At 33.8% G+C, this 12,191-nt stretch carries 15 protein-coding genes and 2 tRNA genes; 11 read left to right on the forward strand and 6 right to left on the reverse strand.

Going from position 1 to position 12,191, the window contains the following annotated elements; genetic code table 11:
* The first annotated feature begins 47 nt into the window (after positions 1 to 47).
* The 5 genes from OH814_RS09950 to OH814_RS09970 all read left to right on the forward strand — a co-directional run bounded on the left by OH814_RS09950 (position 48) and on the right by OH814_RS09970 (position 3,873).
* Complete coding sequence (locus tag OH814_RS09950; protein WP_123886463.1) at positions 48 to 272, forward strand: uroporphyrinogen decarboxylase; 225 nt, start codon at positions 48 to 50, stop codon at positions 270 to 272.
* On the forward strand, positions 272 to 1,372 hold the full coding sequence (locus tag OH814_RS09955) for a glycosyltransferase family 4 protein (RefSeq protein WP_308828055.1): 1,101 nt from the start codon (positions 272 to 274) through the stop codon (positions 1,370 to 1,372). The genes OH814_RS09950 and OH814_RS09955 overlap by 1 nt, the downstream gene beginning before the upstream one ends.
* Before the next feature lie 221 nt (positions 1,373 to 1,593).
* The gene (locus tag OH814_RS09960; protein WP_076561348.1) at positions 1,594 to 2,013 is read left to right on the forward strand and encodes a SufE family protein; all 420 of its coding nucleotides are present in this window, start codon (positions 1,594 to 1,596) and stop codon (positions 2,011 to 2,013) included.
* A gap of 2 nt (positions 2,014 to 2,015) precedes the next feature.
* Entirely contained in the window at positions 2,016 to 2,981 is a 966-nt protein-coding gene (locus OH814_RS09965) for a glycosyltransferase family 9 protein (protein ID WP_308828056.1), read from the forward strand.
* A 4-nt stretch (positions 2,982 to 2,985) separates the two neighbouring features.
* Positions 2,986 to 3,873 carry a glycosyltransferase gene (locus OH814_RS09970; RefSeq protein ID WP_308828057.1) on the forward strand — a complete coding sequence of 296 codons (888 nt, stop codon included), beginning with the start codon at positions 2,986 to 2,988 and terminating at the stop codon, positions 3,871 to 3,873.
* 41 nt (positions 3,874 to 3,914) lie between these two features.
* Here the strand turns inward: OH814_RS09970 and OH814_RS09975 are convergent.
* The 3 genes from OH814_RS09975 to OH814_RS09985 form a co-directional block, all read right to left on the reverse strand.
* Positions 3,915 to 3,989: transfer RNA gene (locus OH814_RS09975), tRNA-Val, on the reverse strand.
* Positions 3,990 to 4,019: 30 nt separating this feature from the next.
* Positions 4,020 to 4,094: transfer RNA gene (locus OH814_RS09980), tRNA-Val, on the reverse strand.
* Positions 4,095 to 4,136: 42 nt separating this feature from the next.
* Positions 4,137 to 5,381 (reverse strand): folylpolyglutamate synthase/dihydrofolate synthase family protein, encoded by a 1,245-nt coding sequence (locus OH814_RS09985; RefSeq protein WP_308828058.1) that lies wholly within the window; start codon positions 5,379 to 5,381, stop codon positions 4,137 to 4,139.
* A gap of 182 nt (positions 5,382 to 5,563) precedes the next feature.
* Here OH814_RS09985 and OH814_RS09990 point away from each other — a divergent pair, with 182 nt between their 5' ends.
* Genes OH814_RS09990 through OH814_RS10010 form a run of 5 tightly spaced genes read left to right on the forward strand, consistent with a single transcriptional unit; the run spans position 5,564 to position 9,789 of the window.
* On the forward strand, positions 5,564 to 6,910 hold the full coding sequence (locus tag OH814_RS09990) for a TolC family protein (RefSeq protein WP_308828059.1): 1,347 nt from the start codon (positions 5,564 to 5,566) through the stop codon (positions 6,908 to 6,910).
* Position 6,911: 1 nt separating this feature from the next.
* Positions 6,912 to 7,502: a SprT-like domain-containing protein gene (locus OH814_RS09995; RefSeq protein WP_308828060.1), complete on the forward strand. Its 591-nt coding sequence runs from the start codon at positions 6,912 to 6,914 to the stop codon at positions 7,500 to 7,502.
* Between the two features lie 3 nt (positions 7,503 to 7,505).
* Entirely contained in the window at positions 7,506 to 8,585 is a 1,080-nt protein-coding gene (locus tag OH814_RS10000; RefSeq protein WP_228421379.1) for a mannose-1-phosphate guanylyltransferase, read from the forward strand.
* Positions 8,586 to 8,618: 33 nt separating this feature from the next.
* On the forward strand, positions 8,619 to 9,287 hold the full coding sequence (locus tag OH814_RS10005) for a hypothetical protein (protein ID WP_308828061.1): 669 nt from the start codon (positions 8,619 to 8,621) through the stop codon (positions 9,285 to 9,287).
* Positions 9,250 to 9,789 carry a GNAT family N-acetyltransferase gene (locus OH814_RS10010; protein WP_308828062.1) on the forward strand — a complete coding sequence of 180 codons (540 nt, stop codon included), beginning with the start codon at positions 9,250 to 9,252 and terminating at the stop codon, positions 9,787 to 9,789. The genes OH814_RS10005 and OH814_RS10010 overlap by 38 nt, the downstream gene beginning before the upstream one ends.
* 96 nt (positions 9,790 to 9,885) lie before the next feature.
* Here the strand turns inward: OH814_RS10010 and bcp are convergent, their stop codons facing one another.
* On the reverse strand, positions 9,886 to 10,335 hold the full coding sequence (gene bcp / locus OH814_RS10015) for a thioredoxin-dependent thiol peroxidase (RefSeq protein ID WP_308828063.1): 450 nt from the start codon (positions 10,333 to 10,335) through the stop codon (positions 9,886 to 9,888).
* A gap of 33 nt (positions 10,336 to 10,368) precedes the next feature.
* Between bcp and nth the strand changes: the two genes are divergently transcribed.
* Positions 10,369 to 11,001: an endonuclease III gene (gene nth / locus OH814_RS10020; protein WP_308828064.1), complete on the forward strand. Its 633-nt coding sequence runs from the start codon at positions 10,369 to 10,371 to the stop codon at positions 10,999 to 11,001.
* Positions 11,002 to 11,089: 88 nt separating this feature from the next.
* Here nth and OH814_RS10025 read toward each other — a convergent pair whose 3' ends face one another.
* Entirely contained in the window at positions 11,090 to 11,536 is a 447-nt protein-coding gene (locus OH814_RS10025) for a DinB family protein (RefSeq protein WP_308828065.1), read from the reverse strand.
* A gap of 52 nt (positions 11,537 to 11,588) precedes the next feature.
* Complete coding sequence (locus OH814_RS10030) at positions 11,589 to 12,140, reverse strand: hypothetical protein (protein WP_279196331.1); 552 nt, start codon at positions 12,138 to 12,140, stop codon at positions 11,589 to 11,591.
* Positions 12,141 to 12,191: the final 51 nt, after the last annotated feature.

Genomic DNA, 12,191 nt, shown 5'->3' on the forward strand with positions numbered 1-12,191 from the left:
TTTATCTTATTGAAAATGACTAAGTTTGTTATCCTTAAATATCCCTCATGAGTTCTGAGATCGTCAATTATATTGGTTATGCTGCTTCAGTTTTTATAGTTTTGAGTTTCATCCTTAAAGATTTAACCAAGATCAGGATTGTCAATTTGATAGGGTGTATCTGTTTTGTCATCTACGGAATTTTCAACGGCATGCTCTGGCCGGTGATTATTCCCAACGCAATTATCTGTTTTGTACAGGTTTATCATTTAGTGACAGCAAAGAAGAAATAATGGCTCAAAAAAAAATATTAACTTCTGCTTTTAGTAACCTTTACACCGATCAGAGAATCGAAAAAGTTTGTAAAACACTACACGAAAACGTATATAAAGTTGAGTTAATTGGCAACAATTGGGGTGGGGAAGAAGCAATGACCCGACCATATCCTTTTTCAAGAATACATCTTGTTTCTAAAACATTAAAAACCGCTTATTTTGAGTTTAACTGGAAACTGTATTGGGAGCTTTATAGAAAAGCAGATCAAAATACCATTCTTCATGCCAATGATTTGGATGCTTTACTGCCTAATTATCTTTTAGCTAAAAAATTGAATATTCCTTTGATATTCGACAGTCACGAGATCTTCTCTGAAATGCCGGCTGTACAAGGAAAAATGTCTCAAAAGTTATGGCGCTATCTGCAGAATAAAATCGTTCCGAATCTAGAATTCATGATTACGGCAAGCGGAAGTTATGCAAAGTGGTTTCATAATAAATATGGAATTAATCCTACTGTCGTTCAAAATGCACCAAGAAAAATTGATTTTTCAATAGAAATTCCGTCAAATAATCCTAAAATAATTTTATATCAAGGCGCAATTAATCCTTTCCGTGGTATTGATAAAGCCATTTTGGCAATGCATCACTTGGAAAATGTTGTTTTTAAAATTGCAGGAGACGGACCTATGAAAAAAGAATATGAAGATTTAGTTTTAAAGCAAAACCTTCAGGATAAAGTTCAGTTTTTAGGGAAATTACTTCCGGATGATTTAAGAAAAATCACATTGACTGCTGATGTCGGGATGAGTATTGAAGAAAATGGGGGCGAAAGCTATGAGTTTTCATTACCAAATAAGGTTTTAGACTGCATTCAGGCTAAAGTTCCTTTAATTTTATCTCCACTTCCGGAAATGTTGAATATTAAAAATAAGTTCGATGTTGGTGAAATCATTGAAAATCATGAGCCGAAGAATATTGCTGCAGCCATAAATTTAGTTTTAGATAAAGGAAGAAAAAATTATCAATCTGAATTACACAAAACTTCTGAAATTCTTTGCTGGGAAAATGAAGAGACTAAATTATTAGGAGTTTTTGAAAAAGCGTCAAAACAATAAACTGTTTGGAATTAAGATGATCAAATTATCATCAATATTGTTGCATTAAATTTTAACGAATGAATAGACATATTCAAAAATAAACAGGAACTTTTGTTTTTGTTTAAAAATATGTTGAATAATGAATATTTGGTTTATCCTTGCTTTTAAAATAATTGAAAATAGTTTCTGTTAAATTATCTTTTCAAAATTGGCTATCTTTGCAGAAAGAAAGTATAGAAATGACCATTAAAGAAAAACAGCAGGAAATAATCGACGAGTTTGCGTTTCTTGAAGACTGGGAACAGAAATATGAGTATATCATAGATTTGGGCAAAGAGCTGAAGGGGCTTCCGGAGGACAAGAAAAAAGATGATAATCTGATCAAAGGTTGCCAGAGCAAGGTTTGGATTGATGCTGAATTTAAAGATGGAAAACTATTTTTCAATGCAGATTCTGACGGAATTCTTCCCAAAGGAATCGTTTCTTTATTGGTAAGCATTTATAGCGGCCATTCTACCCAGGAAATTCTTGATTCTGACTTTGAATTTATTTCTGAGATCGGTTTACAGGAATTTTTATCGCCATCCAGAGCCAACGGATTGATGGCGATGACTAAGCAAATCAAATTTTATGCAGTCGCATACCAACTGAAATCTTAGTTTTGACCAGAATTCTAGCATACCGTTTTTCCGCATTTGGTGATGTCGCTATGACTGTGCCTGTTTTCCGGGAGTTTTTGGAGCAAAATCCGGAGGTTGAAATTGTGATGGTTTCAAGGAATAATTTTGAGAGCTTATTTGCTGATATTCCGAACGTTATATTTCATGGGATCGACCTTGATGACTATAAAGGCTTTCTGGGAATCAGACGGTTGGGGAAAGAATTGCTTACGTTATATAAACCAGATTATGTTGCTGATCTGCATGATGTTATCCGTTCAAAAATATTAGATAAGATTTATATAAGAAAAGGCTTAAAGGTTTTTAAAATCAATAAAGGAAAAGAGGAAAAAGAATATCTTACCGATATTTGGAATTTAAATAAAATTCAGCTTAAAAAGACTGTAGAACGTTATGCTGATGTTTTTCGCAATATGGGTTTTAAAGTCGAGCTTTCGCATCAATTAAGACCCAAAGCAAGTCAAAAATCAGGAATTGGTTTTGCACCGTTCGCTCAGCATAAAGGAAAAATGCTTCCTTTGGAAAAGTCTTTTGAGCTCGTAAAAATTTTAGCAGAAAAAAATACAGTTTATTTTTTCGGAGGCGGGAAAAAAGAAACAGAAACCCTCGAAAGTTGGGAAAAACAGATTCCCAATACCAAAAGTCTGGCAGGAAAACTCAATCTTTCAGAAGAACTGAATAGGATTTCTCAGCTTGAAGTAATGATTTCGATGGATTCAGCTAATATGCATCTTGCGAGTATTGTAGGAACCCGTTGTGTTTCTATTTGGGGCTCTACTCATCCTTACGCAGGGTTTTTGGGATTCGGGCAAAGTGAAGATGATGTTGTTCAGATTACTGACCTTACTTGTCGCCCATGTTCTGTTTTTGGGGACAAAGAATGTTTCCGTGGCGATTGGGCTTGTTTAGAAGAGCTCAATGTGCAAAAGATTATCGAAAAAATCTAGCTTAATGAAAATCTCTATATGCATTCCGGTTTATAATTTTGATGTAAGAGAATTGGTTTATGACCTTAAGAGAGAAATAGCAAGCCATTCAATTGATGCAGAAATTATTCTTATTAATGATGGTTCGGATGAAAACTTCAATGAAATTTATAAAGTAGCTTCAGCGTACGCAGATCACTTTATTTTCCTCGAAAAGAATGTAGGAAGATCTAGAATTAGAAATTTGTTTTTAAAACATACAAAAGGAGATTATCTGCTTTTTTTGGATTGCGATGTCAAAATTGATCATTCTGATTTTCTTAAAAATTATTTACAAGAAATAACAAACAATAGGGAAGTTGACGTTGTTTATGGTAACTTCAGAATCGATTCTTCTTACTCGAAAACTTTACGAAACAGATATTCTGTAGAAAGAGAAATTTTTTCTGGCGAACGAACGTCAGATTTTTCTGTTTTTAAAACAGTTAATTTTATTATTAAAAGAGAAGCTTTCATAAAATTCCCATTTGACGAAACTTTAATTCATTACGGATATGAAGATTATGTATTTGCAAAAAAAATGGAACTTAATAATGTGACGTTTTCGGGAATAAATAACCCCGTCATACACTTTGATGACACTTCTAATGATGTTTTCTTAGCTAAAACAGAAATCGCCATGAATTCGTTATTTCAGCTTTCCCAAATCGATGACAATGAAAAATATATTAAGGATATTAAGGTTTTTAGTGTTGCAAGAAAGATAAGAAAACTAGGTTTTAATAAGTTTTTTCTCTTTTTATACGAACAGTTTATTAAAAAAAACATCCTCAAAAATCTGTTATCAGATAATCCCCAAATAAAAAATCTGGATATTTATAAACTGGCTTCACTGCTAAAAAAAATGAAATAGTATTAAAATAAAAAACTCTCAGAATAATCTGAGAGTTTTTGTGGGCCCTGAGGGATTCGAACCCCCGACCCTCTGGGTGTAAACCAGATGCTCTGAACCAACTGAGCTAAGAGCCCTAAATTTTTTAAAAGTTTTAGGAACTTTTGTGGGCGATGAGGGATTCGAACCCCCGACCCTCTGGGTGTAAACCAGATGCTCTGAACCAACTGAGCTAATCGCCCTCTGTAACGTTATTACCGTTTAGAGTGGTGCAAATATACGACTTATTCGGAAATCTCCAAATTTTTTTCTAAAAAATCTCCCACTACAAAGTTGCTGCCGCCAATAAAAATCATTTCTTCATTCGTACATTCTTGTTTTGCAGAAAGATAGGCTTCTTGTACAGAATCAAAAATTTTGTAATTTATTTTTGATTTTTTTAGTAAATCTTCATAGTCTTGTGGATGTCTTCCCCTGTTGATGGATGGTTTTGCAAAATAAAACTCAGAATTCTTAGGAAGTAAACCCATTACATCATCAATGTTTTTGTCATTGACGAACCCTAGAATAACATGTTTGTGTTTTTCAATGGCATTCAACTGCTTAAAAACAGATTCTAAACCTGCCTGATTGTGTGCGGTGTCACAAATGGTCAGCGGATTGTGAGAAAATTCAAACCAACGACCAATGAATCCTGTGTTTTGGTGAACATTCAGTAGTCCGGTTTCAATATTTTTATCTGAGATATTATAATTGAGTTTTTGTAACTCTTCAATTAGGCTTAAGACAACCTTAATGTTTTTATTTTGGTAATTTCCTTTCAGATCAGATTTTAATTCGGTTTTTAATAAAGAAGCATCAATAAATGAAGCGTTTTCTTTAGCTGCTTTAGATTTAATAATATTTTTTACTATCTCATTATCGTCACCGAAAATTATGGGCGTATCATTTTTTATAATTCCTGCTTTTTCGTAGGCAATTTCTTCGATCGTGTTTCCTAAAATATTCTGATGATCGAGTTGTACATTCGTAATCGCTGCAACCAAAGGTTTAATAATGTTGGTTGAATCTAATCTTCCTCCCAAACCAACCTCAATAATGGCAAAGTCTACCTTTTGCTGAGCAAAATACTCAAACGCCATAATTGTAGTAAATTCAAAAAAAGAAGGAAGTATATCTTCGGGAAGCGTTTGTAGTTTTAAAATAAAATGATAGACAAATTCTTTATCACAGTTTTTACCGTCCACTTTAATACGCTCGGTAAAATCAATAAGATGCGGAGAATTATACAGACCTGTTTTGTAACCCGACTCCTGAAGAACCGAAGAAAGCATATTGCTGGTAGACCCTTTTCCATTGGTTCCCCCAATGTGGATGCATTTTATTTTATCTTGTGGGTTGTTGAAAAAAGCGCAGAGTCTTGTGATATTCTCAAGTCCTGGTTTGTACGCTTTTTGCCCATCTCTCTGATAGTTTGGCGCCTGAACGAAAAGCCATTCTACGGCTTCCTGATATTGTGCGTTTGTCATGATGCAAAATTCTCAAAACTTTCATTAAAATGAAACAATAATTTTCTAAATCTGTAACTTTTTTGCAATCTTTACGTCTAATGCTAAAAAAGCCAATTTGAAATCGCTGTTTGCAAACTTTTTATATTGAAAAAGAATTTGAAAATAACGGTTACATTTGAAAAAAAATTAAATATTTCCTTATGAAAAAAGTTTTGACGATTGTTTTGGGATTAGCCTTTGCGGGATTAAGCGCTCAGCAGAAATGGTCTTTGCGTGAATGTGTAGACTATGCGGTAAAGCACAATCTGCAGGTGATTCAGAATGAATATTCAAAACAACTTCAGGATTCTAATCTTAAAATTGCCCAGAGAAATTACCTTCCTTCTGTAAGCGCAAATGTAGGAAATAACGTGAGTTTTGGGCAGGCTTCTTTGGGAACAGGAAGTATCAGAAACGACAGATTCAGCAATTCTGCTAATTTGGGAGCTGATATTTTGGTTTACAACAACGGCAGACTTGAAAAAACAATCAGAAAATCTCAGTTTGATGTTGAGGCAAGTCAATATGATATTGAAACCATTAAAAATGATATTTCGCTTCAGATTGCTCAGCAATATTTAACGACTTTACTCAATAAGGAAATTGTAAAGATTTCTCAAAGCGCAACAGATAATGCCAAAAAACAATTTGACAGAGCAAAAATAACTACAGAAGTAGGTACCACCGCCCAAACTATTGTTGCAGAAGCAGAAGCGGCCTGGGCAAGAGAAAAACAAAACTTAAAGACAGCCGAGATCAATGTGGGACGAAGCTTATTTGCTTTGGCGCAGTTGCTTCAGTTAAAAGATTACAAAGATTTTGATGTAGAAGATGTAGAAGTTGATGATAAGCTTACGCCTCAGTTAGTTTCTGTAGATGATGTGCTAAGTATCGCTTATGAAAATCAACCACAAATAAAAGCGGCAGAAAGCAGAATAAAATCAGCAGAAGCCCAGACCGAAATTACCAAAACCTCTTTCTGGCCAACTCTTACGGCGAGTTTGGGAATAGGAAGTTTTTATAACAATTTATTGAATACAAGCTATTCAGGCTTTGATCAGTTTGGAAATGCCGCAAGAGAACCTTCTTTTTTCAAACAATACAAAGATAACTTTGGACAACAGGGCGGACTGAGTTTAAATATTCCGATTTTCAATAAAGGAATTACCAAACTTCAGGTAGAGCAGTCAAAAATCAATGAAAATATTGCTAAAACGACTTTAGAACAGCAAAAACAAAGTGTAAGACAAAGCGTACAACAAGCGCAATTTGATGTTGATTCCAATTACGAAGTATATCTTGCTGCAGTAGAAGCTGAAAAAAGCACAAAATTAGCCATGGAATTTGCCGACAAAAGTTATACTGCGGGTCGTACAACAATTTATGATCTAAATATTGCCCGAAACAATTATGCCAATGCTCAAGGTTCAGTAGAACAGGCGAAATTTAATTATCTTTTCAGTCTTAAATTATTGAATTTCTATTCAGGAATTCCGCTAAGTTTGTAAAATGTCTATTCAGTCTTTAGAAAAATATTTACCTCAGAATACGCTTTTGTATTTAAAGAAATGGTTTTCAAGTCATTATATTCATATAAAAGTTACTAGAAATAGAAATTCGAAGCTTGGAGATTACCGTAAATTAAGGGATAATTCGCATGAAATTACCATCAATTCTACGTTGGCTCCGCAGCTCTTCTTTTTTGTGTTGACCCACGAGTTGGCGCATCTTATCGCTTTCGAGAAATTCGGAAGAAAAATTGCTCCGCACGGTACCGAATGGAAACATACTTTCAGGGAAATGCTTCTGGAAAGTATAGATGTTTATGAAGAAGATCTGAAGCCGGTTATTATTAAATTTTCCAGATCTCCGAAAGCCAATTTTATGGCAAGCTCGGATCTTGTAAAATATTTTCATATTGAAAATCAGGATGATGATGAGGTTTACATAGAAAAACTCAATAAAGGAGAGAATTTCATCTATCGAGACGAAAAGTATTTGTTGGAAGGTCTGATTAAAAAAAACTATCTTTGTATGAATCTGGCTACAGGGCGAAAGTATTCTTTCAAACCGCTGGCGAGAGTGAAAAAATGCAGTTAAAATATGTCAAAATCAGATAAATACTGTGTGATTATGGCGGGAGGAATCGGTAGTAGATTCTGGCCTTTGAGCACACAGAAATTCCCTAAACAATTTCAGGACATTTTGGGAACGGGTCGTACGATGATTCAACAGACTTATGACAGAATCAGTAAGATTATTCCCAACGAAAATATATTTGTAATTACCAATAAAGAATATGTTGGGCTTTCTCATCAGCAGTTACCGGAAATTCCTGAAGATAATGTAGTGGGTGAGCCTCTGATGAAAAACACAGCTGCATGCAATCTTTACATGGCAAACAAAATTGCCGAAGTGAATCCCGATGCTACGATGATTGTGCTTCCTGCAGATCATTTAATTTTAAAAGAAGACATTTTTTTAGAGAAAGTAGAATTGGCATTTAGCATTGCGTCAACACATGATTATCTTTTGACATTGGGAATTACACCAACAAGACCCGATACTGGTTACGGATATATTCAGTTTGTTGAAGAAAAAGATTCAGACTATTATAAAGTTAAAACTTTTACAGAAAAACCGATTCTTGAAATTGCTAAAAGCTTCCTTGAAAGTGGAGATTTTCTTTGGAATGCAGGGATTTTTATCTGGAATGTAAAATCTATTCATAAAGCTTTTGAAATGTTTCTTCCGGATATGACTCAGCAGTTTATGGCTTGCGAATACAATGCCGAAGCAGAAGTAAGCTGTATAGAACTCATTTATCCTAAAATCCAGAAAATATCAATCGATAATGGAATTTTAGAAAAAGCTAAAAATGTGCATGTAATTCCTGCCGATTTAGGTTGGAGCGATCTCGGAACCTGGACTTCAGTTTTCGAAAACAGCGAAAGGGATCAGAACGAAAATGCAATCAATATAAAAACGGCGCTTACTTACGATTCTACAGGGAATATTATTCATGTGAAAAATAATAAGGCTGTGGTCATAGACGGTTTACAGGATTTTATCGTTGTAGATACAGACAAAGTATTGTTAATTTGCCCGAGAGAGCACGATCAGCAGATTAAAGACTATGTTTTAGACTTAAAAAGCCTGAAAAAAGGAGAAAAATTTATGTAAAAGACTGGCACGGTTTGTGTGGCATTATCAGCTATGAAAAAAAGTACAACTCTTATTTTTCTGTTTACTTTTCTGTTTTTGGGAATTTCTGTTTTTTCTCAGGACAAAAATAAGTTTAATAATGTAGATGGCGTTTTAGCTAAAATAATTCCGAATAATAAACTTGACTTTTGGGTGTTGGCACACAACAGCTACGGGAAAAATAAAGAAGTAAAAGTTTCCGGAACCAAGAAAGATTATGTGCCTCAATTTAGTGGGTTCAGCCTCAGACCAGGTGAAGATAGTTTTTATTATATTGTTTATTCTGCCGGCGGAAAGATTAATTATCTTACTGATATTAATGAATTGAAAAGCTTTATAGGAAAGGTTGATAACGTTGAAGAAGCTGCTTTGTCTGCAGTTTTGGATGGATATTTAATTGATGAGCAGTTTGTAGACGTTGCTGCCAATTATTACACAGATGCAACCAATTATTACCTAGATCTCGGAAAAATCACTTCAAAAGAGTGTCCTTACCAAAAAACACATTTTACGCTGACGGTTAATAAGGCTACAGGTGTAGTTTCGAATATTAAAGATAACGGAACGTACATTGAAGTTTATACTAAAAATTGTAAAAACAACCCACGTCTTTTAAAAATAGAAAAGAAAGAAGAACCAAAAGATGAGCCCAAAAAACAACCCGTCAAAAAAAGAATATAAATTTTACGAAACAGAAAGGCTTTTAATTCGTCCAATGTCTTTGGAGGATGCTGATCTGATTTTCGAGATGTATAACATGCCGAGGTTTATCAAATTTATTGGTGATCGTCATATAAAAACGATTTCTGATGCCGAAAATTACATTAAAGACAAGTTTTTGCCGCAAATTGAAACAGTAGGATTTGGAAACTATCTTATTGTTTTAAAAGAAGGAAACCAAAAAATAGGCGCAGTAGGAATCTTTGAACGGGAAGGTCTTGATGTTGTAGATATCGGGTTTTCTGTTCTTGAAAAATTTGAGGGTAAAGGCCTTATGTTTGAAGCTGCTCAGAAAATAAAATCTGTAGGAATGGAAGATTTTGGATTAAATAAAATTTCTGCCATTACCGTAAAAGACAATTTTTCTTCACAAAAATTAATCGAAAGATTAGGTTTAAAATTCCAAAAATATGTAACACTTCCCAGTGAAAATGAAGAGTTGATGTATTACGAGACGGAATAATTTGCAGATTTTTTATCCTTCTGACAAATGAAGAATCCAGGTCTAATACAGATTCTTCACTTCGCTTCGTTCCATTCATAATGACGGATTATAAAATTATCCTTCCAAAATCTGAGCTGCTGCAGTTTTAGAAGTTACTTTTTCGATAACTCTGGTGCAAATTCCTTTTTCATCGAAAATAAAGGTAGTTCTCACAATTCCCATATACGTTTTTCCGAAAGTTTTTTTCTCCTGCCAAACTCCGAATTTCTCGATAATATCACGACTTTCATCAGCAATCAAATCATAAGGAAAAGCAAATTTGCTGTGAAAATTTTTCTGTTTTTTAACGGTATCTCCACTTATTCCTAAAAGCTGAAATCCTGCTTTTTCCAATTGAGAATAATTATCACTCAGATTACAAGCTTCCACAGTGCAGGTTGGTGTATTCGCTTGCGGATAAAAGAAAATAACTAATTTTTTTCCAATTAATTTTTGTGAATTAATTGCTTCTCCGTCCTGATTGATTCCTTCAAATTGTGGTAATTGGTCTCCAACTTTCAGCATAATGATTTATTTTTGTTCAAATTTAATGGTTAAATGACAAAAAAGCAAAGAGCGGCGCTCATTCAGTCAGAATTAGAAAAATTATATCCTGAAGTTCCTATTCCGCTGGATCATACCGATGCCTATACTTTAATGGTTGCAGTGGCGCTTTCCGCACAGACGACAGATAAGAAAGTGAATCAGGTGACGCCTGATCTTTTCGCTGTTGCAGGAACGCCGCACAGAATGGCCAAACTAGAAGAGTTTCAGATTAAAGAACTGATTAAAGAAATAGGGCTCTCCAATACAAAAGCGAAGAATCTGAAAAGAATGGCCGAGCTTTTACTCGAAAGACATAATGGAGTAGTGCCTCAAACTTACGAAGAACTCGAAGCGCTTCCAGGAGTTGGTCACAAAACGGCTTCTGTAGTCATGAGCCAAGGCTTTGGTTTTCCGGCTTTTCCGGTCGATACACATATTCACAGATTGATGACGCAATGGAAATTGACTTCCGGAAAAAACGTTGTAGAAACTGAAAAAGACGCCAAAAATCTGTGGAAGGAAGAGGTTTGGAATAAACTTCATCTTCAGATTATTTTCTACGGACGAGAATATTCTCCCGCAAGAGGAAAGGGTGAGAAAGATTTTCTCACTAAAATGTTATTCGAAGAAAAGGAAATAAATTAATTATCAAACTTACAAAACTTCCTCTCCTTTGGAGGGGTGGCGAAAATTCGTAGAATCTTTGACGGGGTGGTTAAATAAGAAATAAAATTTACTCTACACCCAACAATCTTCTGTGATAATTAATCTGCCCTAAATGATAATTTAAATGTCCAAACAAATGAATCAGAAAATATTCTATCGTCATTGGATAGCCTAAAGCTTGAATAGGATATTCTTTGTTCATATCCTCCTCTGATAATTGATCAAGCGAAGAATGCACGACTTCGATAGTTTTTTCAATTTGCAGAATCAATTCGGTTTTTGGAATGTTTTTTAATGAAAATTCAAGTTCTCTGTTTCTCACATACCCTGAATTTCCCAAAATTGCACCAATAAAATGATTAATATTTCCAACCAGATGAAGGGATAAATTTCCTGCAGAATTTAGAATATCTTTATCGATTTTCCAAATAGCTTCTTCGTTTTGATATGATTCTATTTCTTTTTTTAATTGGTTTAAATCTCTTGTAAACAATGATTTTACGCTTTCTGTCATAATTTTAAGATTGTAATTTCTGGATCAAAATTAAATGTTTTTTAGATAAGTTTTATTTAATAACTGCTTTAAAATATCCTCTGAAATCTTTTGTGAAATTTTCTACTTTTGTACTATAATCTATAAAACCATAAACAGTGTCGTTTTTCTGAAAACTGTTGTTATCAAGCACTAATTCTTGATAAACAGGTTTCGTCTTCATAAATTTTATTTCGCCGTGTAAGGTTTTAGGATCAATATCTTTAATGAAAAAATGATCATCAAATACTTTGATTAAAACTCCATTTCCATAAAGGCCATTATTGTTATTGAGTAAAACCTCCAATGTATCATTTTTTGAAACAGCATTACATTTATATTTATCGGTTTGAAATAAAACTGTTGTCTGAATAATATAAGCCGTTCTTGTTTTACTTTCTAATTTTTCCTTTTTATAAAGCTTTAATTCAGGGTATTTTGAAAGCAATTTTATTGTGTCATTTTGAGGGAGATTTTTGTCAACGATAAATTTTTCAAAAGTCTGCTCCCTTTTCTTCGCTTTTTTGCAGCTTACAATTAATAAGCAGAAAATTAAAATGAAGATAAAATATAAAGCTTGTTTCATAATTTTGTTTAAACAAATCTAAAACAAAAAAGCCACGAATTAGTTTTTCGT

The organism is Chryseobacterium sp. CFS15, from assembly GCF_031118795.1.
In the GTDB taxonomy this organism is placed as follows: domain Bacteria; phylum Bacteroidota; class Bacteroidia; order Flavobacteriales; family Weeksellaceae; genus Chryseobacterium; species Chryseobacterium indoltheticum.